Source organism: Mycobacterium sp. NGS58 (genome assembly GCF_059812385.1).
In genome coordinates this window covers 1-17,657 of the sequence record NZ_JCALCO010000001.1, presented here as the reverse complement: position 1 = coordinate 17,657, position 17,657 = coordinate 1, and the positions used below count along the sequence as shown (strand labels likewise).

Sequence of the window (17,657 nt, the reverse complement as noted above, 5' to 3'; positions counted from 1 at the left end):
GGAATGTGGCAGGCCCTCCTTCTAAGACACCGGTGTGTGTGCTCGGGCTGGGGCTGGTCGGTGGCTCGATAATGCGGGCCGCAACGGCGGCCGGCCGTGAAGTGTTCGGCTACAACCGTTCGGTCGAGGGCGCGCATGCCGCGACCGCCGACGGCTTCGACGCCGACACCGATCTGTCCGCGACCCTGTCTCGCGCCGCCGACTCCGGGGCGTTGATCGTGCTGGCCGTGCCGATGCCGGCGATGGCGGGCATGCTCGCCCGCATCAAAGAGACGGCTCCGGCGTGTCCGTTGACCGACGTCACCAGCGTCAAGCAAGCGGTGCTCGATCAGGTCGTGGCGGCCGGTCTGCTGGAACGGTTCGTCGGGGGCCACCCGATGGCGGGCACCGCGCACTCGGGATGGACCGCGGGCTACGCCGGATTGTTCACCGGGGCCCCGTGGGTGGTCAGCGTCGACGATCATGTCGATCCCTCGGTCTGGTCGACGGTGATGACGTTGGCGCTGGACTGCGGCGCGGTGGTGGTGCCGGCCAGGTCCGACGAACATGATGCCGCCGCGGCGGCCATTTCGCATCTGCCCCACCTGCTCGCCGAGGCGCTGGCCGTCGTGGCCGGAGACGTCCCGTTGGCATTCGCATTGGCCGCCGGGTCATTCCGCGACGGCACTCGCGTGGCGGCCACCGCCCCGGACCTGGTCCGGGCGATGTGCGAAGGCAACTCCGACCAACTGGTGCCGACGGCCGATCGCGCCATCGAGCTGCTGAAGCGCGCCCGCGAATCGCTGGCGGCCCATAACTCGGCCGCCGACCTCATCGAGGCAGGCCATGCCGCGCGAACACGTTATGACAGCTTCCCGCGCTCCGACATCTTCCACGTCATCGTCGGGGCGGAGAATTGGCGTCAGGAACTGGCTGCCGCGGGCCGGGCCGGTGGGGTGATCAGATCCGCTCTGCCAAGCCTGGATAGTCGGCGATGAATCCCTCGTCGTCGACGCTCACCGTGGTGTCGGAGATCGGCGAGCGCAACTTGATCTCGTCCAGACTGCCTGTGCTGCTGTAGCTCACGGTGCCCGCGGTGATGGACATGTCCGGCACGTTCACATAGACCACCGGCAGCGTGACCGAGGCGGCTCGCTCGTACAGCCCGAGCCGCCGGATGGGCAGCGCATTGAAGAACGGGCTGAACTCCACGTCGACGTCGAGCGCACCGTTATATGCCGCGCGATGCTCGCCCTGATGGTCGGTGACCAGCCACATGTTCTCTTCATCGCGAGCGAACGAGAAGACGCGCTCACGCTCGGCCAGGGTCACCGTCATGCCGAGCCGCTTGGTTGCTCCGGTCTCATCGGTCAGCAGGTCGTAATAGGCGCCGAACGCGGGGTGGGTCTCGGTGGCGGCGGCGATGATGCGGCCATTGGCCTTGATTCTCTTGCCGGACACCTGAACTCGCACCGATTCCATCCGGGGAGCATCCTGTGCGCGCCAGGTGAGCATCGCCTGCCACACGCGGCGAGACGGATCAGAGGGGGCTGCGTTCACTCATCTACCGTAAGACGTGCCCGCCAACCGCTGCGGAAGTGCCCGGTATGTTCGCCGCAACCGCCCGGTGCCCGGCACCGAAATCCACACCATCAGCGCCAGCAGACCATCAAGCACCAGCGCCAACACGGCCACCATCAGCGCTCCAACGAGGGCGAGATGAAACTCACGTTCTTTGATCCCGTCGATCAGGTATCTGCCCAGACCTCCAAGGCTGGCGTAGGCGGCCACCGTCGCGGTGGCGACCACTTGCAGCGTCGCGTTACGTATCCCACCGAGGATCAACGGCAACGCATTCGGCACTTCGACCCGCATCAACACTTGGGCCTCCGTCATACCCATCGCACGGGCGGCATCGACGACCGTCGGCTCGACATTGGCTATCCCGGCATAGGTGCCGGCCAACAATGCCGGCACGCCGAGCAGCATCAGCGCCACCAACGACGGACCCAGCCCCAACCCGAACAGCAGCGTCCCGAAGAGCAACACGCCCAGCGTCGGCAGGGAGCGCAAGCCGTTGACGGCGCCGACCACCAGCAGGGTGCCGCGCCCGGTGTGCCCGATGATCAGCCCGACGGGAATCGCGATGAGCGCCGACGCCCCCACCGCCAGGGCGGTGTATTCGAGATGCTCGATGATGCGGGCCGCGAGCCCCACCGGGCCGGTCCAGTTGTCGGCAGTCAGCACATAAGCGATCGCCCGCTCGATGAAGTTCACCGCGCGCCGCCCACCACGGGCGCCACAACCGAGCGGCGGCCGGTCCTGCGGGTGGCGTGTGCCCACGGTGTGGCCAGCCGGCCCGCCAACACGATCAGCACGTCGATGACGACGGCGAGCAGCAACAGCGCGATGATGCCGGCCAAGATCTGGTCGCTCTTGTTGGTTTGGTATCCCTGGGTGAACCAGCTGCCCAGACCCCCGATGCCGATCACCGAACCGACCGAAACCATCGCGATGTTGGTGACGACGACCACCCGCAGACCGGCGACGAGCACCGGAATAGAAAGCGGCAGTTCGACTTTCAGTATCCGCATGATCGGCGGATAGCCGATCGCCGTGGCGGCGTCACGCACCTGTGCGGGCACCGCGTCCAGCGCCTCGAGCACCGCCCGCACCAGCAGCGCGGCGGTGTAGGCCGTCAACGCCACCATGACGTTGGCCTGGTCGAGGATGCGGGTCCCGATCAGCATCGGCAACACCACGAACAGGGCCAGCGATGGAATGGTGAACACGACGCTGGCGACCGCAGTCGTGAGCCGACGGGCGATTCGTGTGCGCTGCACCAGCATGCCTAGCGGCAACGCGATCGTCAGTCCGATGACCACCGGCACCAGCGCCAGCCACAGATGTATGACGGTCAGCGCCCTCGCGTCGTCGAGATGGGTCAGCAGATAGTGCATCCGCTAAGTCCCTCGAGCTTCCGCCGAGCCCAGCCGTTGGGCCTGCACCGCGGCCAACACGTCGGCGGCCAGTACACCGCCGATCACCTTGCCACCGTCGTCGACGGCGACGCCCACACCCGAGGGCGACGACAGCGCGGAATCGAGCGCCTGGCTCAGATTGCCCTGCGGCCGAAACAGCGATCCGACCCCACTCATGCTTTCGGACAACGACACATTGTCGCGGTGCCGACGCAGCCCATCGTCGTCGATCCAGCCGAGGGGTGCACCGGCATCGTCGACGACGATCGCCCACTCGCTGGAAAGCTGAGTCTCAGAGAGCTTTTCGGCCGCGATCCGTTCGACGTGGTGCAACGGCAGACCTGCCGCGTCGAGGAGTTGCAACCATCGATAGCCGCGACCCAGGCCGATGAACCGCGAGACGAAATCATTGGCGGGCCGTGACAGCAGCCGGCCCGGCTCGTCGTACTGTTGTAACGAACCGTCCTTGAACACCGCCACCCGTTCACCGAGCCGCAGCGCCTCATCGATGTCATGGGTGACGAAGACGATCGTCTTGTGCATTTCCGCCTGCAGGCGCAGTATTTCGTTCTGCAGGTCGTGGCGAACCACCGGATCGACGGCGGAGAACGGCTCATCCATCAACAGGATCGGCGGGTCGGCGGCCAGCGCTCGTGCCACGCCGACCCGTTGCTGCTCGCCGCCGGAGAGCTGGGCCGGGTAGCGGGTCGCGAGTTTGGCGTCCAGCCCCACCCGTTCGAGCAGCGTATAGGCGGCTTTGCGGGCGGCCCGGCGAGACTGTCCCCGTAAGACGGGAACCGTTGCCACGTTGTCGATTACGCGTTGATGGGGCATCAGTCCGGCGTGTTGTATGACGTATCCGATTCCCAGGCGCAGCTTCACCGGATCGCGGGTGGAGACATCGACGCCGTCGATCGAGATGTTGCCCGACGTGGGCTCGATCATCCGGTTGATCATGCGCAGCGCCGTGGTTTTGCCGCTGCCCGAGGACCCGACGAATACGGTCAGTTTGCCGTTGGGGACGCTCAGGCTGAGCCGGTTCACCGCGGTGGTGCCGTCGGCGAAGGCCTTGCTGACCTTGTCGAAGATGATCAAGTCATCCTCCGATCGGATGGTTGAAACCGTTGTCCTGTACCCAGTTTCGCGCCGCCTCGTCAGGATCGACGCCCGAGTTCCCCGACACCGCGGCGTTGAGTCCGGCGACTCCGGAGGTGGTCAGCTTCGCCGAGACCGCGTCCAGAACAACCTTGAGGCGGTCGGACCGCTTCTGCGTATTGAGAAGTGGCACAATGTTTCCAGCCACGAAGTTGTGTTCGGGGTCGTCGAGGACGACCAAATGATTCTGCGGTATTGCCGGCGACGTAGTGAAGATGTTGGCGGCATTCACCCTTCCCTCGACCAACGCGCGCACCGTGACCGCACCACCACCGTCGTCGATGGCCACGAAGTTGCCCGGCCTGATGTCGAGCCCATACTTCTGCCGCAGCCCCGGCAGGCCCGCCGGCCGGGTCATGAAGGCCGAAGGCGCCCCGAATCGCACGTCGGCCGAATGGGCGGCCAAATCGGCGATCGCTTTCAGATTCCAGGAGTTCGCAGTCTGTCCGGTCACGGTGACCGTATCGGTGTCGGCGGCGGGAGCGGGCGTCAGGATCGACAGGCCATCGGGCAGGCGCTGATCGAGCTCCCGCTCGACGGCATCCAAGGTGGTCGCGTTGGACTGCGGCGAGACATAGAGCAGCAGGTTGCCGATGTATTCCGGCACCAGGTCGATGGAATGGTCTTTGAGCGCAGGGATATACGTTTCGCGACTGCCGATTCCCATCCGCTTGCCCACTTCGAAACCGTTGGCCTGCAACGCTTGTGCGTAGATTTCCGCGATGATCTGGGATTCCGGAAAGTCGCCGGAACCAATGACAATGGAGTTGGGACTGCGAACCTGCGCTCCCAATGGGTCGGAATTGCTGCACGCCGCAACGACAGACATCGCCATCACCAATGCCGCCGCGCGTGCGATCGCGCCCCACGGTCGCGGCAGTGCCGTCATACCGCCGACCCTAACGGTAGAACTGCGCGGGCGCTGGCATGCGAGAACGGTTGCCCGAATCGGTTTCAATCCGCGCCGGATAGGGCAAAGATGGCACTATGAGCAGCCAAACACCTGCCGCCCCCGGGCAGCCGCCCCCCAAGCCCACCCCTGCGCCCAAGACCGACGCACGCGCGAAGGAACCCGCCATCGGTTTCACCCGCGCCGGCGCCTTGTGGTCGTCGCTGATCGCCGGCTTTGTGATCCTGATTCTGTTGCTGATCTTCATCACCCAGAACACGACACCGGCGGACTTTCAGTTCTTGGGCTGGCACTGGAGCCAGCCCAAGGGCGTGGCGATCTTGTTGGCGGCCGTGGTCGGCGGGCTGATCACGGTGGCGGTCGGCACCGCACGGATCTTGCAGCTGCGTCGAGCGGCAAAAAGGCAGCACGCGGCCGCCAATACGCCCTAGCCCGGCAGCTTGGCCAGTTCGGCCAGGCCCCGGGAGATCAGCGGCGCGACCACCTCGGGTGCATGGTCGGAGTCCGTGCCGCGGGCCTGATCCGACATCCGCCGGCGGAAGTCGATGCCGGCGGCGATGATGGCGAGCTTGAAGTAGGCCAACGCCATGTAGAACTCCCAATGCGCCAGGGGTGTACCGGCCACCAACGAATACCGATCGGCGAGTTCGTCGGCCGTCGGCAGTAAGGGCGATGTCCACGCGGCCTGCGCATTGACGATCAAATCCAGCGCGGGGTCGCGGTAGACGCACATCAGGGCCGCGTCCGACAGGGGATCCCCCAGCGTCGAGAGCTCCCAGTCGACGACGGCGCGAACCTTGGTCGGGTCGACGGCGTCCAGGATGGTGTTATCGATCCGATAGTCGCCATGCACGATCGACGTCCGGCTCTGCTGCGGAATTGCCTCGCCCAGACCGGAATGCAGCCGCTCCACGTCGGCGTCGCGCCGATCCTCGGGCAACCGGACCAGCGACCATTGCGAGCCCCATCGCCGCACCTGGCGCTCCAGATATCCGCTGGGCTTGCCGAAGTCGGCCAAGCCGACGGCGTCGGGATCGACACTGTGTAGGTCGACAAGTACCCGGATCAAGGAGTCGACGCAGCCCCCGATAACGGTGTGACTGAACGCTTCGAGTTGAGCGCGGCGGCGCACCACCTGCCCGTCGACGAAGTCGACGATCTGGAAGGGGGCGCCCAGCACCGAATCGTCCTCGCAGAGCGCGATCGTGCGCGCGACCGGAACCGGCGTGTCCTGCAGCGCAGCAACGACGCGGTACTCGCGCGCCATGTCGTGCGCCGACGGAGTCAACCCATGCAGCGGCGGTCGCCGCACCAACCAACTGGTGCTGTCGTCGTAGACACGAAACGTCAGATTGGAGCGGCCACCGGAGATGAAGTCCGCGCGTAACTCGCCGTCGCGCCCGATCCCGAGCGAACGCAGATAGGAGTCCAGCGAGGCCAGGTCGAGGCCCTCGAGTTGGTCAGCTGAAGTCACCGAACTTGTCTACCATCGCCGAGCTCGACCCGGCGCACCACCTGCAATTTGCCGGTCTTCGCTCACCCCGCGCCGCGGCTCGTATCGTCGTCGAGCATCCTTTGGTTTCGCGGCAACAGGTCCCAAACGTGCTCGGTGGTGTTGACCGCGGCGACCGTCGCTTGACCGGACCGGGAGAACAACAGCCGACTGACCGACGCGTAGTCGACGGGAAAGGACAGCAGTCGGGCGGTGCCGAGGATTTCGTGCAGGAGTACGTTGATGACCCCGCCATGGCTGAACACCGCGACGGTGTCGTCGGGGTCGGCGGTGGCGACGAGGTCGTCGACCGCGGCGCGCACCCTGTCACGAAAAGCGTCCTCGTCGACCGCGCTGGGCAGATGCCCCTGAGCCAGTCGCGCCCATTCGTCGGGCATCTCCGCGCGGATCTGCTCGACGGGGATGTACACGGGCAGGTCCCGGTCGTATTCGGCGAAGCGATCGTCGATCTCGACGGTCAGCCCGCGATCCGCCGCGACCGGTTCGGCGGTCTGGATGGCCCGGCGCTGGGGACTGCTTACGACGCGTGCGATGGGAAACCTGGCGAGCGCCTTGGGGAGTCGCTCGATCTGGGCCAATCCTTCCTCCGACAGGTCCGGGTCGGAACCTTGGCCGTGTTCGCTGCGCAGCGGCAGCGCATGCCGGACCAGAAGCACTTGCATCTGTCTTCCTGTCTTGTCGAAAGGTTTGCCGGTCCGAAGTCTCTCATCGCCCGCTGTTCGTCGTTCACTGCGTGCACAATGACATCGCTGCATCTCGCTCATTGCGCTCCAGCGCCGAGGAGGACGAATGGCCGAACCGGATAGGGATTGGGACGCCGCCTACCGGCAATCCGCCCCGCCCCCGTGGAGCATTGGCCGGCCTCAGCCGGAGCTGGCGCTGCTCATCGATCAAGGCAAGGTTCGCAGCGACGTGCTGGACTCCGGCTGTGGCCACGCCGCGATCTCGCTGAGGCTCGCCGCGCTCGGCTACACCGTTGTCGGCCTGGATGCGAGCGCCACCGCGATTCAGGAGGCCGCCGCCGCGGCCGACGAGCAAGGGCTCACCACGGCGACGTTCGCCCAGGCGGACGTGACCAGCTTCGGCGGCTACCCGCCTGGTTCCGAAGGCCGCTTCTCGACCATCCTGGACAGCGGGCTGTTCCACGCGCTGCCGCCCGACCGGCGCCAGGACTATGTGCAGTCCATCTTTCGAGCCGCGGCGCCGGGAGCCTGGCTCTACATCCTGGCCTTCGCCGCCGGGGCATTGGACGACGCCCATTCGAACCGGCCGGGCCCGCCCGGCTTCACCGAAAACGAATTGCATGATGCCGTCGCAACGCTGTGGAGGGTCGACGACGTCCGCGGGGCGAAGGTGTACGGCACAGACGACGCAGTCGGGTCGCCGGACAATCCGCTGGCGCACCTGGAGCACGACCACGAGGGGCACTTCATGGCGCCCGGGTTCCTGCTGAGCGCACACAAGCCGAACTGACCCCACCGCGACGAGCATGGAGAATGCTATTCTCCATGCGGAGATTAAGGTGTGCGCGAAGGCGGGACGGTGGCTTACGTGGGTGAATCGGGACTCGACGCGGGCATGCTCGGCCGGTGGCTGGATGCCAACGACGCGCCGGGCGACGGTGAAGAGCCGCAGCTGACCCAGCTGAAGGGCGGATCGCAGAACACCCTCTATCTGATCGAGCGCGGCCCGTCCGAAGCGCCGGCGAGGATGGTGTTGCGGATGCCCGGCGCGCGGGCCGACGCCGCGCGCATCGACGGGCTGCTGCGAGAGATTCGCCTGGTTCGGGCGCTGTCCGGCACCGATGTCCCGCACGCGGCGCTGATCGCGGCCGACGACACCGGCGACGTGCTCGGGATGCCGTTCTACGTCATGCAGGCGATCGACGGGTGGAGCCCGATGGACGGCGGGTGGCAGTCGCCGTTCGACAGCGACTTCGAGGCCCGGCGCGGCCTGGCCTTCCAATTGGTCGACGGCGCGGCCAGGCTGGGCCGGGTGGATTGGCGCAAACAAGGACTGGAAGGCTTCGGCCGCCCCGACGGGTTCCACGAGCGGCAGGTCGATCGCTGGCTGGCGTTCTTGGACGCTTATAAGGTCCGTGAGCTGCCGGGTCTTACCGAGGCGTCCGACTGGCTGCGCCGCAACCGTCCGGCGCACTACCGGGCGGGCATCATGCACGGTGACTACCAGTTCGCCAACGTGATGTTCGCGCACGGGGAGCCGGCGCGCCTGGCCGCGATCGTGGACTGGGAGATGACAACGGTCGGTGATCCGCTGCTGGACCTGGCCTGGTGTCTACTGGGCTACGACGGTGAAAAGCCGCGCGAGGACGGCTTTTATCTCGACATGCGCGGCATGCCTACGCGCAGCGAACTGTTGGAGCACTACGAAGCCGTCAGCGGCCTGTCGACCGAGAACATCGACTACTACCTGGTGCTGGCGAACTGGAAGCTGGGCATAGTGCTGGAGAAGACCTACGCTGCCGGGGTGCGCACCGGGAAGGTCGACCCCAAGATCACCGACGCGTTCGGTCCGATGATTCTGCAGCTCATCGCGACGGCGGCCGAACTCGCCCAATCCACCAAGGGATCGTGAAATGGGTTATGCCGAACAACTTTTCGACCTTACCGACCGGGTCATCCTGATCACCGGCGGCAGCCGCGGGCTGGGGCGCGAGATGGCGTTCGGTGCGGCCCGCTGCGGTGCGGATGTGGTGATCGCGAGCCGCAACATTGACAACTGCGTCTCGACCGCCAAGGAGATCGAGACCGAGACCGGCCGATCCGCGATGCCTTACCAGGTGCACGTGGGGCGGTGGGATCAGCTCGACGGATTGGTCGAGGCGACCTACGAACGGTTCGGCAAGGTCGACACTCTGATCAACAACGCGGGCATGTCCCCGTTGTACGACAAGCTCACCGACGTGACCGAGAAGCTGTTCGACGCCGTGGTCAACCTCAACCTCAAAGGCCCGTTCCGGTTGTCGGCCTTGGTGGGTGAGCGCATGGTGGCGGCCGGGCGGGGCGCGATCATCAACGTCAGTACGGCCGGCTCACTTCGGCCGACACCCGACATCATTCCCTACGCCGCGTCCAAGGCCGGTCTCAACGCTATGACCGAAGCGTTGGCGAAGGCGTTCGGTCCGGCGGTACGCGTCAACACGCTCATGGCCGGGCCGTTTCTCACCGACGTGAGCAAGTCCTGGAATCTCGGGACGGCCGAACGAAATCCGTTCCAGCATCTTTCGTTGCGGCGCGCGGGCGACCCGCGCGAAATCGTCGGCGCGGCATTGTTCTTGGCGTCCGACGCTTCCAGCTTCACCACCGGCTCGATCCTGCGGGCCGACGGCGGAATCCCCTGACGTGGCGATTGCAATTGTGGCCGTGGCGATCGACATAAGCCGGGCGATAGGGGCTTTCCGGTTGCGGGAAATGGGTGGCCACCAATGAAAGGAGTGTTCGAATGTCCTGGGACTTTTCCACCGAGCCGGAGTTCGAGGAGAAGCTCGAGTGGATCCGCGGGTTCGTGCGCGACGAGGTGGAACCGCTCGAGGTGCTCTTCGGCGGCTGTGAGTTTCTGCCATTGAACGACGAGCGGCGCCGCATCGTCGACCCGCTCAAGCAGCAGGTGCGCGACAAGGGTTTGTGGGCACCGCATCTGGGGCCCGAGCTGGGCGGACAGGGGTTCGGAGCGGTCAAGCTGACGTTGATCAACGAGATCCTCGGCCGCAGCCCTTGGGCACCCATCGTGTTCGGAACGCAAGCGCCCGATACCGGCAACGCCGAGATCATCGCCCGCTTCGGGACCCCAGAACAGAAGGACCGTTATCTGGCGGGGCTGCTGTCCGGAGAGATCTTCTCGTGCTTCTCGATGACCGAGCCCCAGGGCGGCGCGGATCCGCGGGTCTTCACCACCCGCGCCATCCGCGACGGCGACGACTGGGTCATCACCGGGCGAAAGTACTTCTCCTCCAACGCCTCCGTCGCCTCCTTCTTCATCGTCGTCGCGATCACCGATCCCGACGTGCCGGTCCATACCGGTGCGTCGACGTTTCTGATCCCGGCCGGCACCGAGGGGCTGGTCCTGGAAGCCAATCACCATCTGGTCGGGGCCGACCCGCACGAGCCCGGCCATTCGCTGGTGCAGTACAACGACGTGCGGGTGCCGGCCGACGCGTTGCTCGGCGAGCCCGGTCAGGGCTTTTTGATCTTGCAGACCCGGCTGGCCGGCGGGCGCCTGCATCACGCAATGCGCTCCATCGGAATGGCGCAACGCGCCGTCGAGATCATGTCCCGCCGCGCGAAAAGCCGCTTCACCCAGGGCAGTCTGCTGGCCGACAAACAATTGGTACAGGAGTTCATCGCAGACTCTTATACCGAGCTGATCCCGTTCCGCCTGACGGTGTTGCACGCCGCGTGGCTAATCGACAACGGCGACGAGCGCGGTGCCCGGGCCGAGATCGCGGCCTGCAAGATCCTGGCCTCGCAAGTGCTCAAATCCATTGCGCTGCGCGCTATTCAGGTGCACGGCGCGCTGGGACTCACCGACCAGCTTCCGTTGGTCAATGTATTGCTGGGCGGCATCGCGTTGGGTCTGGCGGACGGGCCTACCGAGGCACACAAGGTGAACCTGGCCCGGATGCTGCTCAAGGGTTACGAGGCCGAGGAAGGCGACTGGCCCAGCGAGATGCTTGACGTGCGGCGCGCGGCCGCGCGCGCCAAATACGGTGAGCTCGTTGACCTCTAGCCGGGTGACCGCCGCTGTCGAGCGGGCGCTCGATGACCGCCAGCGGGAGGCCACCGAGGAGGTGGAACGCATCCTTGCCGCCGCGGTGCGCGTCATGGAACGGGTGGCGCCGGAACCACCTCGGGTCAGCGATATCGTCGCCGAGGCGGGTTCGTCGAACAAGGCGTTCTACCGTTATTTCGCCGGTAAGGACGACCTGATCCTGGCAGTCATGGAGCGCGGGGTGGCCATCGTGGTGTCCTACCTGGAGCATCAGATGGCCAAGGAATCCGCGCCGCGCGACAAGGTCGTGCGGTGGATCGAGGGCACCCTGGCGCAGGTGGCCGACCCGCACCTGATCAGCCTGACCCGGGCCGCGGCCGGGCAGATGTCGGCCGGCACCAGTTGGCGTGCGGCCGACCAGGCGATGATGCGGCCGCTTCGCGCGCTTCTCATCGAACCGGTTGCGGCGCTGGGCAGTAGCGATGTCGAACGCGATGTCGAGGCGGTGTTCAGCTGCACCGCGTCGATGATGCGCCGCTACGTGGGCTCGGCCGAGGAGCCCACCGCCGACGACATCGCACACGTGGTGCGGTTTTGTTTGCGTGGACTGGGGGCCGTTTGATGCGCGCGGTGATCTGTCGTTCCTATGGCACACCGGAGGACCTGGTGATCGACGACGTGCCCGATCCCGTTCCCGCCGCGGGCCAGCTGCTGGTGCGGGTCCGTGCGGCCGCGGTCAACTTCCCCGACGTACTGTTCATCGCCGGCAAGTATCAGGTGAAGATCCCGCCGCCGTTCATTCCCGGCAACGAGATCGCCGGCGAGGTGATCGCCGCGGGTGACGGCGTGTCGTTCAGCGCCGGACAGCGGGTCGCCGGAACCACATTCGGCGCGTTCGCCGAGCAGGCGCTGATCGACGCGAGTCAGGCCGAGCTCGTGCCGGACGACGCCGACTTCGCCTCGGCCGCGGCCTTCGGCGTCACATACCGCACCGCTTATCACGCCTTGCGCTCGACAGCCGCTGTCACACAGGGGGATTGGGTGGTCGTCCTGGGAGCCGCCGGCGGCGTGGGGCTGGCCGCGGTCGACCTGGCGGTAGCGATGGGGGCCCGGGTGCTGGCCGCGGCGTCGAGCCGGGAGAAGCTCGAGCTGTGCCGGCAGCGCGGTGCCGAGGCGATCGTGGACTACGACCGCGAGGACCTGAAGACGCGGATCCGTGAGCTCACCGGCGACTGCGCCCGCGTGGTGCTGGACCCGGTGGGCGGACCGTACTCCGAGCCGGCGCTGCGCGGGCTAGCGCGCGGCGGCACCTTCGTGACGTTGGGTTACGCGGCCGGCACGATCCCGGCCATCCCGCTCAATCTCATTCTGCTCAAAGACATCTGTGTGCGGGGCATGGAGATCCGCACCTTCATGACCGACCGGCCCGACGACGCCGTGCGCGACCTGAGGGAGTTGGCGCAGATGTTCGCCGATGGCACGGTGCGACCGTACATCGGCGCCCGGTTCCCGCTCTCTGAGACCGCCGCGGCCTTAAGGCATGTGGCCGACCGCAAGGTGCTGGGCAAGGTGGTGATCGACGTCGCGTGACGGCTCTTGGGCCTCACGGCGTGACGATATTGAAGTTCGGGTCCGGCCCGTCGAGCACGCTGAGCAGCGACTGCAACGCGGCCTGATCACCGGAGAGCTCCAACCCGGGTGAGCTGAAATCGCCCATCGCCACGGAAAGAAGCCGAACCTTGTCCGCCAGCCTTATCGTTACCGTCGCCGTCGAGGAATCGGCTGCCGTCTTGCGGCGCACCAGGACCCCGTTACGCAGGGTGAGCCGATAGTTGTCTCCGGTATCGGCGAAGGCGACGTCGATGGCGATATCCAGATCCCAGCTGCGCGGCCCGTTGACGCGAATGGCCAGGCCGTCGAAGATCTGCTCCGGTGTCAGTTGCGACATCATGGTGGGCGAGGCAACCTGGCCCGCGGTGCCGAAGTTGCCGTCGCGCAATTCGGCGGCCCCGCTCAAGAAGAAGTTGCGCCAGGTCGCGTTTTCGGCCCCGTAGGCCAGCTGCTCGAGGGTGTCCGCATACAGCGCACGTGCGGCCGCGTGCTGGCTGTCGGTAAAGATTGCGTGATCCAGCAGCGTTGCGGCCCAACGGAAGTCGCCAGCATCGAAGGCCGCCCCGGCGAGCTCGACTACGCGGTCGATTCCGCCCATCGCCTCGACGTATCGGGGCGCCAGGGCCTCGGGAGGATGGGGCCACAGCCGGCCGGGGTTGCCGTCGAACCAACCCATGTAGCGCTGGTAGATCGCTTTCACGTTGTGGCTCACCGATCCGTAATAGCCGTGCGTATGCCAGGCCTGCTCGAGAGCCGGTGGCATCTGGAACATTTCGGCTATCTCGGCGCCGGTGTAGCCCTGGTTGAGCAATCGCAGCGTCTGGTCGTGTAGGTATGCGTACATGTCGCGCTGCAGCGACAGGAACGCGACGATGCTGTCCCGTCCCCAGGTCGGCCAATGATGTGAAGCGAACACGACGTCGGCGCGATCGGCAAACGTGTCAATCGCCTCGGTGAGGTAACCGGACCAGGCATGCGGGTCGCGCACCAGTGCGCCACGCAGGGTCAGCAGATTATGCAGGTTGTGCGTCGCGTTCTCGGCCATGCACAAGGCACGGAAACGCGGGAAATAGAAATGCATTTCGGCGGGCGCCTCGGTACCCGGCGCCATTTGGAATTCGATCTCCACGCCGTCGATGGTGTGTGTTTCACCGGTGGTGCGGACGTCGATGGTGGGCACGATCACGGCGACCTCGCCGGTCGATGGCGCCTGTCCCAGGCCACAACCGACCTGATCCATCGGTCCGCGGGGCAGCAGGGTGCCGTACATGTAGGTCGCCCGCCGCGCCATTGCCGTTCCGGCATAGACGTTTTCCTGCACGGCGTGCTCGATGAAACCCTCGGGCGCCAGGACGGCCACCGCACCGGCATCGACATTCTGCTGCGAGGTGACGCCCAACACGCCGCCGAAATGGTCGACGTGGCTGTGGGTGTAGATCACCGCGACGACGGGGCGCTCGCCACCTCGGTGGCTGCGATACAACTCCAGCGCCGCCGCGGCGACCTCCGTGGACACCAGGGGGTCGATGACGATGATGCCGTTATCGGATTCCAAGAAGGTGATGTTCGACAGGTCGAAGCCGCGGACCTGATAGATGCCGGGCACCACCTCGTAGAGCCCTTGCTTGGCGGCGAGTGTCGACTGTCGCCAGAGGCTGGGGTGGACCGATGTCGGCGCGGGCCCACTCAGGAACGAGTAGGCGTCGTTGTCCCAGACCACCCGTCCATCGGCCGCCTTGATCACGCACGGGGTCAGAGCGGCAATGAATCCGCGGTCGGCGTCGGCGAAATCCGCCTGATCGTAAAAAGGCAGAACATGGTCGCGATGGGCCGATTCGATGACCGCGCTGGGTGACTTGTGATCCACCGTCTCACCTTGCCACTGATGCGCCATCGCCAACGGCGGTTCCGGCGGCTTTTCACCGTCCAATTAATGAACACAGCAACAATTTCTTCGGGTTCTGGATCGCGGCCCAGTTAACCCGCATACTGCCCAGACGGCCCTCAATGCCGAGGACCGCAAGCTTCGGGCAAAGGAGAACAGGTGAAGCGTGGACTGACCGTCGCGGTGGCCGGTGCGGCAATTCTTGCCGCAGGCATTTCCGGCTGTTCGAGCAACAAATCAAATGGCGTTTCGACCTCGGTGCCGGGTGGCTCCGTGTCGGCCGGCGGCAACAACTCGTCGAAGGTCATCATCGACGGCAAGGACCAGAACGTCCAGGGCACCACTATTTGCACCAAGGCTGGCGGCAACATCTCAATTGCGGTCGGTGGGAACCAGACCGGGATCAGTGTCGTGCTCGCCGACGCCAATCCGCTCGCGGTGAAGGCGGTCCAGCTTGGCAACGTCAACGGCGTGACCCTTCAGTACGCGCAAGGTGGCCAGGGCAACGCCTCGGCGACCAAAGACGGCAATACATACAAGGTCACCGGCACCGCCACCGGTGTCGACATGGCCAACCCGATGCAACAGGTGAACAAGCCGTTCGAAATCGACGCGACTTGCTCCTGATTTAAGGCTCGCCAGCGGGCGGTTGCCATCCATTGGCTGGCAACCGCACCGTGAACTCGGTGCGGCCCGGCGCGCTGTCCACCGCGATACTTCCGTTGTGCGCCTTGACAACCGCCGACACAATCGCCAGGCCCAGGCCGGTGCTGCCGCCCTTACGAGAGCGCGATGAATCGCCGCGGGCGAACCGTTCGAAGACCTCTGATTTCAGCGCCGCCGGGATGCCGGGCCCGTTGTCGATGACCTGCAGCACGGTGTGCGACGGCTCGGCGCTCAACCGCGTCGTCACGACGGTGCCCGCCCCGGTGTGGACCCGGGCATTGGCCAGCAGGTTGGTCAGCACCTGATGTAACCGTGCCGCGTCTCCGCTGACGACCACCGGTTCTTCGGGCAGGTCGAGTTCCCATTGATGGTCGGGTCCGGCGACGTGAGCGTCGCTGACCGCATCAACCGCCAACCGGGACAGATCCACCGGTTCGCGTTCCAACGGGCGGCCGGAATCCAGCCGGGCCAGCAGCAGCAGGTCCTCGACAAGGCGGGTCATCCGTTCGGTCTCGGAGGCCACCCGACTCATCGCCTGAGCCACCGCCTCGCGATCGTCGCCCATCCGTTGGGTCAGCTCGGTGTAGCCGCGGATCGCGGCCAGCGGCGTGCGCAGTTCGTGGCTGGCATCGGCGACGAACTGGCGAACTCGCGTCTCGCTGGCCTGCCGTGCCGAGAGCGCGGCCGCGATGTGGTCCAGCATCTGGTTGAGTGCCGCACCCAGTTGCCCCACCTCGGTGGAGGGGTTCGCGTCTGATTCGCGCACGCGCACAGGGAGTTCGACCTCGCCGCGGGCCAGCGGCAGACCGGCCACCTCGCTCGCGGTTTGCGCGACGCGGCGCAACGGCGCCAGCGCCCGCTTGATGATGATCACACCGGCCGTGGTCGCCGCGACCAAAGCGATGACCGTGACGATCCCGAAGATGACCAGCATCCGCATCAGGGTGGCGTCGATGTTGGCCATCGACAGGCCGGTGACGATGACGTCGCCGCCACTGCGGCTCGGCGCCGCGACCACCCGGTAGCGCCCCAGTCCGTCGAGGTTGAGTGTCACCGGCTTACGGCTGCCGGCGATGCCGGCCAGCTGCTGCTGGGCGGTCGGGGTCAGCTCGGCCCGGTCACCGCTGCTTGTCGTGTAACCGGCGTCGACCGTGTTCCCGTGGCTGACCACCGCGGCCACCATCCCCGCCGGCTGGCCCGGCGCATCCAGGAATCGCGGGCCGGGACCCGGTCGCGGATAGACGCGCTGATGCCGCCAGCCCGAATGCGGCTGCTCGGGGTACATCAGCGCCGAGCGGTAGGAGGTGCCGGCGAGCTGCCCGTCGAGCTGGGCCACCAAATGGTGAAGCAGCGCCAATTCGGTCGCGGCGGTGATGCCGATGCACACGATGGCCAGCACGACGATCTGACCGACCAGCAGCCGAAGGCGAAGGGACCAGACCCTTCGGGTATCAGCGGGCCGGCTTGAGGACATAGCCCGCGCCGCGCAGCGTGTGGATCATCGGTTCTCGGCCGTTGTCGATCTTCTTGCGCAGGTAGGAAATGTAGAGCTCGACGATGTTGGACCGGCCGCCGAAGTCATAACTCCAAACCCGGTCCAGGATCTGGGCCTTGCTCAACACCCGCTTGGAGTTGCGCATCATGAACCGCAATAGTTCAAACTCGGTGGACGTCAACGAGATTGGCTCACCCGCTCGGGTCACCTCGTGGCTGTCCTCATCGAGCACCAGGTCTCCCACCACCAGTTGCGCGCCACTGTCCACCGTCGTCACCCCGGTGCGGCGCAATAAGGCGCGCAGACGCAGCACGACCTCTTCGATGCTGAACGGTTTGGTGACATAGTCGTCGCCGCCGGCCGTCAGCCCGGCGATGCGGTCTTCCACGGCGTCCTTGGCGGTCAACAGCAGGACCGGCAGTTGCGGGTTCTCCTCGCGGAGTTTGTGCAAGACGTCGAGCCCGCTCATGTCGGGCAGCATCACGTCCAGAACGACCACGTCGGGTCGCTGGGAGCGGGCGGTCGCGATTGCCGACGCCCCGTCACCGGCGGTGGAGATGTTCCAGCCTTCGTAGCGCAGCGCCATCGACACCATGTCGGCCAGCACGGACTCGTCGTCGACGACCAAAACGTTGATGGGGTTGCCGTCAGCGCGGCACATGACAACCCGCTCTACCGAGGCTCGGGGCTGCGTCACAACTTCCAGTATCCGCCACGGACTGGGCCGAGGCTAT

At 66.1% G+C, this 17,657-nt stretch carries 19 protein-coding genes; 9 read left to right on the top strand and 10 right to left on the bottom strand.

Going from position 1 to position 17,657, the window contains the following annotated elements; translation table 11 throughout:
- Positions 1 to 32 precede the first annotated feature (32 nt).
- Entirely contained in the window at positions 33 to 977 is a 945-nt protein-coding gene (locus AC5Y4H_RS00095; RefSeq protein WP_499978075.1) for a prephenate dehydrogenase, read from the top strand.
- On the opposite strand, the gene AC5Y4H_RS00090 is transcribed toward AC5Y4H_RS00095, so the two are convergent.
- Genes AC5Y4H_RS00090 through AC5Y4H_RS00070 form a run of 5 tightly spaced genes read right to left on the bottom strand, consistent with a single transcriptional unit; the run spans position 940 to position 4,950 of the window.
- Complete coding sequence (locus AC5Y4H_RS00090) at positions 940 to 1,539, bottom strand: putative glycolipid-binding domain-containing protein (protein WP_499977495.1); 600 nt, start codon at positions 1,537 to 1,539, stop codon at positions 940 to 942. The genes AC5Y4H_RS00095 and AC5Y4H_RS00090 overlap by 38 nt on opposite strands.
- The gene (locus tag AC5Y4H_RS00085; RefSeq protein WP_499977493.1) at positions 1,540 to 2,256 is read right to left on the bottom strand and encodes an ABC transporter permease; all 717 of its coding nucleotides are present in this window, start codon (positions 2,254 to 2,256) and stop codon (positions 1,540 to 1,542) included.
- Entirely contained in the window at positions 2,253 to 2,939 is a 687-nt protein-coding gene (locus tag AC5Y4H_RS00080) for an ABC transporter permease (RefSeq protein WP_499977489.1), read from the bottom strand. The genes AC5Y4H_RS00085 and AC5Y4H_RS00080 overlap by 4 nt, the downstream gene beginning before the upstream one ends.
- A 3-nt stretch (positions 2,940 to 2,942) precedes the next feature.
- Positions 2,943 to 4,055, bottom strand: a complete 1,113-nt coding sequence (locus tag AC5Y4H_RS00075; RefSeq protein ID WP_499977487.1) for an ABC transporter ATP-binding protein — start codon at positions 4,053 to 4,055, stop codon at positions 2,943 to 2,945.
- Position 4,056: 1 nt separating this feature from the next.
- Positions 4,057 to 4,950: an ABC transporter substrate-binding protein gene (locus tag AC5Y4H_RS00070; RefSeq protein ID WP_499978072.1), complete on the bottom strand. Its 894-nt coding sequence runs from the start codon at positions 4,948 to 4,950 to the stop codon at positions 4,057 to 4,059.
- A 152-nt stretch (positions 4,951 to 5,102) separates the two neighbouring features.
- On the opposite strand from AC5Y4H_RS00070, the gene AC5Y4H_RS00065 reads away from it, so the two are divergent.
- Complete coding sequence (locus AC5Y4H_RS00065) at positions 5,103 to 5,456, top strand: LapA family protein (protein ID WP_499977483.1); 354 nt, start codon at positions 5,103 to 5,105, stop codon at positions 5,454 to 5,456.
- On the opposite strand, the gene AC5Y4H_RS00060 is transcribed toward AC5Y4H_RS00065, so the two are convergent.
- Positions 5,453 to 6,499, bottom strand: a complete 1,047-nt coding sequence (locus tag AC5Y4H_RS00060) for a phosphotransferase family protein (protein WP_499977480.1) — start codon at positions 6,497 to 6,499, stop codon at positions 5,453 to 5,455. The genes AC5Y4H_RS00065 and AC5Y4H_RS00060 overlap by 4 nt on opposite strands.
- A gap of 62 nt (positions 6,500 to 6,561) precedes the next feature.
- A complete protein-coding gene (locus AC5Y4H_RS00055) occupies positions 6,562 to 7,200 on the bottom strand; it encodes a histidine phosphatase family protein (protein ID WP_499977476.1) in 639 nt (212 codons plus the stop codon).
- 127 nt (positions 7,201 to 7,327) lie between these two features.
- Between AC5Y4H_RS00055 and AC5Y4H_RS00050 the strand changes: the two genes are divergently transcribed.
- The 6 genes from AC5Y4H_RS00050 to AC5Y4H_RS00025 all read left to right on the top strand — a co-directional run bounded on the left by AC5Y4H_RS00050 (position 7,328) and on the right by AC5Y4H_RS00025 (position 12,856).
- Positions 7,328 to 8,011 carry a class I SAM-dependent methyltransferase gene (locus AC5Y4H_RS00050; RefSeq protein ID WP_499977473.1) on the top strand — a complete coding sequence of 228 codons (684 nt, stop codon included), beginning with the start codon at positions 7,328 to 7,330 and terminating at the stop codon, positions 8,009 to 8,011.
- Positions 8,012 to 8,116: 105 nt separating this feature from the next.
- Positions 8,117 to 9,133, top strand: coding sequence for a phosphotransferase family protein (locus tag AC5Y4H_RS00045; RefSeq protein ID WP_499978069.1), 1,017 nt, complete (start codon positions 8,117 to 8,119; stop codon positions 9,131 to 9,133).
- 1 nt (position 9,134) lies between these two features.
- Positions 9,135 to 9,899 carry an SDR family NAD(P)-dependent oxidoreductase gene (locus AC5Y4H_RS00040; RefSeq protein WP_499977471.1) on the top strand — a complete coding sequence of 255 codons (765 nt, stop codon included), beginning with the start codon at positions 9,135 to 9,137 and terminating at the stop codon, positions 9,897 to 9,899.
- Between the two features lie 101 nt (positions 9,900 to 10,000).
- A complete protein-coding gene (locus AC5Y4H_RS00035) occupies positions 10,001 to 11,284 on the top strand; it encodes an acyl-CoA dehydrogenase family protein (RefSeq protein WP_499977469.1) in 1,284 nt (427 codons plus the stop codon).
- Entirely contained in the window at positions 11,265 to 11,888 is a 624-nt protein-coding gene (locus AC5Y4H_RS00030; protein ID WP_499977467.1) for a TetR/AcrR family transcriptional regulator, read from the top strand. Before AC5Y4H_RS00035 ends, AC5Y4H_RS00030 begins: the two co-directional genes overlap by 20 nt.
- Entirely contained in the window at positions 11,888 to 12,856 is a 969-nt protein-coding gene (locus AC5Y4H_RS00025; RefSeq protein ID WP_499977465.1) for an NADPH:quinone oxidoreductase family protein, read from the top strand. The genes AC5Y4H_RS00030 and AC5Y4H_RS00025 overlap by 1 nt, the downstream gene beginning before the upstream one ends.
- A 13-nt stretch (positions 12,857 to 12,869) precedes the next feature.
- Here AC5Y4H_RS00025 and AC5Y4H_RS00020 read toward each other — a convergent pair whose 3' ends face one another.
- Positions 12,870 to 14,771, bottom strand: a complete 1,902-nt coding sequence (locus AC5Y4H_RS00020; protein ID WP_499978067.1) for an alkyl/aryl-sulfatase — start codon at positions 14,769 to 14,771, stop codon at positions 12,870 to 12,872.
- A 150-nt stretch (positions 14,772 to 14,921) separates the two neighbouring features.
- Between AC5Y4H_RS00020 and AC5Y4H_RS00015 the strand changes: the two genes are divergently transcribed.
- Complete coding sequence (locus AC5Y4H_RS00015; protein ID WP_499977461.1) at positions 14,922 to 15,389, top strand: lipoprotein LpqH; 468 nt, start codon at positions 14,922 to 14,924, stop codon at positions 15,387 to 15,389.
- Between the two features lies 1 nt (position 15,390).
- Here the strand turns inward: AC5Y4H_RS00015 and AC5Y4H_RS00010 are convergent, their stop codons facing one another.
- Both AC5Y4H_RS00010 and AC5Y4H_RS00005 read right to left on the bottom strand, forming a co-directional pair.
- Positions 15,391 to 16,902 carry a sensor histidine kinase gene (locus AC5Y4H_RS00010; RefSeq protein ID WP_499977459.1) on the bottom strand — a complete coding sequence of 504 codons (1,512 nt, stop codon included), beginning with the start codon at positions 16,900 to 16,902 and terminating at the stop codon, positions 15,391 to 15,393.
- Entirely contained in the window at positions 16,880 to 17,584 is a 705-nt protein-coding gene (locus tag AC5Y4H_RS00005) for a response regulator transcription factor (protein ID WP_067932552.1), read from the bottom strand. The genes AC5Y4H_RS00010 and AC5Y4H_RS00005 overlap by 23 nt, the downstream gene beginning before the upstream one ends.
- Positions 17,585 to 17,657 lie beyond the last annotated feature (73 nt).

Bases quoted from the DNA above. Each gene is read 5' to 3' on its own strand.
- AC5Y4H_RS00035 (WP_499977469.1), top strand. From the start codon at position 10,001: ATGTCCTGGGACTTTTCCACCGAGCCGGAGTTCGAGGAGAAGCTCGAG.
- AC5Y4H_RS00055 (WP_499977476.1), bottom strand. From the start codon at position 7,200: ATGCAAGTGCTTCTGGTCCGGCATGCGCTGCCGCTGCGCAGCGAACAC.
- AC5Y4H_RS00005 (WP_067932552.1), bottom strand. From the start codon at position 17,584: ATGTGCCGCGCTGACGGCAACCCCATCAACGTTTTGGTCGTCGACGAC.
- AC5Y4H_RS00050 (WP_499977473.1), top strand. From the start codon at position 7,328: ATGGCCGAACCGGATAGGGATTGGGACGCCGCCTACCGGCAATCCGCC.
- AC5Y4H_RS00070 (WP_499978072.1), bottom strand. From the start codon at position 4,950: ATGGCGATGTCTGTCGTTGCGGCGTGCAGCAATTCCGACCCATTGGGA.
- AC5Y4H_RS00020 (WP_499978067.1), bottom strand. From the start codon at position 14,771: ATGGCGCATCAGTGGCAAGGTGAGACGGTGGATCACAAGTCACCCAGC.
- AC5Y4H_RS00065 (WP_499977483.1), top strand. From the start codon at position 5,103: ATGAGCAGCCAAACACCTGCCGCCCCCGGGCAGCCGCCCCCCAAGCCC.
- AC5Y4H_RS00045 (WP_499978069.1), top strand. From the start codon at position 8,117: ATGCTCGGCCGGTGGCTGGATGCCAACGACGCGCCGGGCGACGGTGAA.
- AC5Y4H_RS00040 (WP_499977471.1), top strand. From the start codon at position 9,135: ATGGGTTATGCCGAACAACTTTTCGACCTTACCGACCGGGTCATCCTG.
- AC5Y4H_RS00080 (WP_499977489.1), bottom strand. From the start codon at position 2,939: ATGCACTATCTGCTGACCCATCTCGACGACGCGAGGGCGCTGACCGTC.
- AC5Y4H_RS00010 (WP_499977459.1), bottom strand. From the start codon at position 16,902: ATGTCCTCAAGCCGGCCCGCTGATACCCGAAGGGTCTGGTCCCTTCGC.
- AC5Y4H_RS00025 (WP_499977465.1), top strand. From the start codon at position 11,888: ATGCGCGCGGTGATCTGTCGTTCCTATGGCACACCGGAGGACCTGGTG.